2 protein-coding genes are annotated in these 3,476 nt (G+C 42.4%); both read left to right on the forward strand.

The genetic code is table 11. The features are described from left to right. Positions 1-622 precede the first annotated feature (622 nt). Positions 623-1,159 (forward strand): hypothetical protein, encoded by a 537-nt coding sequence (locus tag IM477_RS19300; RefSeq protein WP_287733108.1) that lies wholly within the window; start codon positions 623-625, stop codon positions 1,157-1,159. Next, positions 1,104-2,831, forward strand: a complete 1,728-nt coding sequence (murJ, locus tag IM477_RS19305) for a murein biosynthesis integral membrane protein MurJ (protein WP_287733110.1) — start codon at positions 1,104-1,106, stop codon at positions 2,829-2,831. Before IM477_RS19300 ends, murJ begins: the two co-directional genes overlap by 56 nt. The last annotated feature ends 645 nt before the right edge of the window (positions 2,832-3,476 follow it).

Below are 3,476 nucleotides of genomic sequence, written 5' to 3' on the forward strand. Positions count from 1 at the left end.
CGTTACTTGGTATGGTTCAATAGGGTGGCATAAATCGACTAAATCCTTATCTGGCAAGAGTTCTATTGATTAGTTCGTTCTAGATCGAAAACAATTGACAAAAATCGCATCAATGTCCTTCTCTATAAGGGTTTCATCCCTCATAACTCCGTCCATTGCATAGCACAAACCGAAGAACCTTATATGCGTTCTTTATCGAAAGCCTCAATTAATATCTATTCAGGAGACATTATAACATCAATCTCTCGCATCCTTAAACCTTTGTTGATCGCCTTAGAAATACTTTCATCCAGTGCGATCACTATCTTCTTGTTAATTAAACTTTAAAACTGCGATCGCTGGTGGCATTGTTAAGTTTTCTTGAACGGGCGATTTTTGTAATCAAGAGTAGAACCATCAATATTTATGGTTCGGTTGGCTCTTGGTATGATACGAATGTCTATGGAGAAATGGGTGTTATACATTCCAGTCAAATTAAATTTGACAACTAGCGATCGCTTTTCTACGGGAACAGAGAATTAGATAAAAAATACTAATATTTTGTCGCCATCAGGTTCTAGCCGCAATTCAATTGAGTATAAAATGATCTCAGAAAAAGCCTCCAGAAAATGTCAAATCAACCATGAAAAAAATTATTTTGATTTCTAGTCTATCTTTGACAATGGTAGTCGGTGCTTCCTGGGCAAAACCGAATATAGTTTTGGCTGAAACTTGTAATTACTTTGCCGGAACTGCTGTGACGGGAAAAAGCGTTAACATCGATTTATGTTCGATTGTTCCGGCTAGTTCCCGTAGTGTTGACTTTGTTTATTATTTAGGAAATCAACGACTGGTTAGCCAAGCTAATTGTGATAACGGAACTTGGACGACTTTTCCCGAAAGACAAATTCATCGTCCCCGCTCTCAGGCGACTCAAACAATGCTAGAGGTGGTGTGTAGTTACAGATTCGATAGTTCTCAATCTAGATCAAGAATCGCTGCGGCAATAGTGTTTTCTCCACCATCAAATGTGAGAACATCCCCCAATGGCAATATCATCTGTTCAGTCAGAGAACGTAGAACCATCAATATTTATGGTTCGGTTGGCTCTTGGTATTATACGGATGTCTGTGGGGAAATGGGTGTTATACATTCCAGTCAAATTAAATTTTCCAACTAGAGAGCGCTTTTCTGCGGGAACACAGAAACGGGTAGAATCAATCAATGCAGTTGTTTTCTTTCGAGGTGTCGTCATTACTAAGAAAGCTACCCGTTCCTTAGCCGGTATTGCCGGAATTGTCGCCGTTGCCACCTTAATCAGTAAGGTTTTTGGTTTGGTCCGCGAACAGGTAATCGCCGCTGCCTACGGTGTTGGGCCAGTGGTGAACGCCTACGCTTTTGCCTACGTTATCCCCGGTTTTCTGTTAATTCTCCTCGGTGGTATTAACGGCCCCTTTCATAGCGCTTTGGTCAGTGTTTTGGCCAAAAGAGATAAATCCGAGTCCGCGCCGATTGTCGAGACTATTACCACCCTAGTCAGTGCGATTTTATTAGCTGTCACCGTCTTTTTAATCGTTTTTGCCAATATTTTTATCGATGTTCTCGCCCCCGGTTTAGATGCCGCCACCCGTGGCATGGCCATTCAACAACTGCAAATTATGGCCCCCATGGCGGTTTTAGCTGGTTTAATCGGCATCGGTTTCGGTACTCTCAACGCGGCGGACCAATACTGGCTACCGAGTCTCAGTCCGCTTTTTTCCAGTGTGGCGGTGATTATCGGGGTGGGTTTGCTGGCCTGGTCACTTGGCGATCGCATTGATAATCCGCAATATATTCAACTGGGGGGTTTTGTCCTCGCCGGCGGTACTCTCATCGGGGCGATCTGGCAATGGTTAGCACAAGTAGGCGCACAAGTCAAGGCAGGTTTAGGAAAATTAACATTTCGTTGGGATTGGCGGATACCGGGGGTGTCGGAGGTGTTGCGGGTGATGATTCCGGCGACCTTATCTTCGGGAATGTTGCATATTAACGTTTATACTGACCTCTTTTTCGCTTCTTTTATCGAAAATGCCGCCGCATCCATGCGTTACGCCAGTTTTATCGTTCTCACGCCCTTGGGCATCATGTCCAACATGATTCTCGTGCCGTTTATGCCGATATTTTCTCGACTGACGGAACCGGAAAATTGGGGAGAATTGAAGCAAAGAATCCGTCAGGGTTTATTATTGACGGCTTTAACCATGTTACCCTTCACCGCTATCTTTATCGCCCTCGCTTTCCCTGTAGTGCGGGTTATCTATCAACGGGGTGCCTTTAATCTGGCTGCCTCGGAACAGGTGGTCCCCGTATTAATGGCCTACGGTTTCGGGATGTTTTTCTATCTCGGGCGCGATGTTTTGGTACGAGTGTTCTATGCTTTGGGTGATGGCGACACGCCCTTTAAGGTGAGTATGGTAAATATTTTTCTTAATGGTGTGCTGGATTTCCTCTTGTATAAACCTTTTGGTACTCCGGGGATTGTTTTAGCAACCGTGGGGGTTAATATCATTTCTATGGGCATTTTTACGGTGATTTTAAATCGTCGTTTAGGGGGTTTACCCTTGGGAGAATGGGGTTTATCCTTATTGGGATTAACGGTAATTACAATGCTTTCTGGTGTTGCTAGTTGGGGTGCTAGTTGGGGTTGGGAAAAGGTTTTCGGTGCTGGTAATATTTTCTTACAATTATTACAGTTAGGTTTTGCCTCAACGGTAGCGGTGGGTTTATTCCTCCTCGGTGCGATGTTATTGAAGTTACCTGAATTAGACCTGTTAATCTCGCGAGTTCGTCAGAAGTTCTTGAAAAAATCTTAGGTTTAAGTTGCTGCCTCACTAGATTAGACCTCTTGTAAAAATCAAAAATTGTTGTTAGGGTCAGGAGTCAGTAGCCGGTCGTCAGGATAATTAAGAATGAATAATAATCAATTAAATGGTCTATTTAAGGATTTTATGCAATTTAATCCTTATTTTTACCGTTTTTGAACCCTCAAAAATTAATTATGCAAGAGGTTTATTAAAGAAGGGTTAAACCCTAGCTCATACTAAATCTGGTTATCAAAGACTGATTATTTATTGCCCCTTTTGCCTTTTGCCTTTTGCCTGTCTTGATATGTAGCCTATACTCAACGGATTTAGTATAATACCAAATCAGTTTTTAAGAGTCTGATTAACTCCCTCACTCGCTCGTAATTACTGTTGTAGGGGACGGAAGAATTTTTTCAATTTGCTCGCTCTCTTTTTGTTTAATGTCAAACAAATCCAATCGGATTTGAAGATTTAACCAAAAATCAGGAGAGACTTGCAAGTATTTAGCTAGTCTTAAAGCGGTGCTAGGGTTGACACTCCCCGCTCTAAAGAGACGGGGATTCTTGGTTCACAGAGATTACTTGCTTAGACAGAATTGCTTCTGAAAAAGTAGAGGTATTCTCTCCCCAAGCGTTTATTGGATCGAGCCCAAAG

The sequence above is a fragment of the Microcystis sp. M090S1 genome, from assembly GCF_020246295.1.
In the GTDB taxonomy this organism is placed as follows: domain Bacteria; phylum Cyanobacteriota; class Cyanobacteriia; order Cyanobacteriales; family Microcystaceae; genus Microcystis; species Microcystis aeruginosa.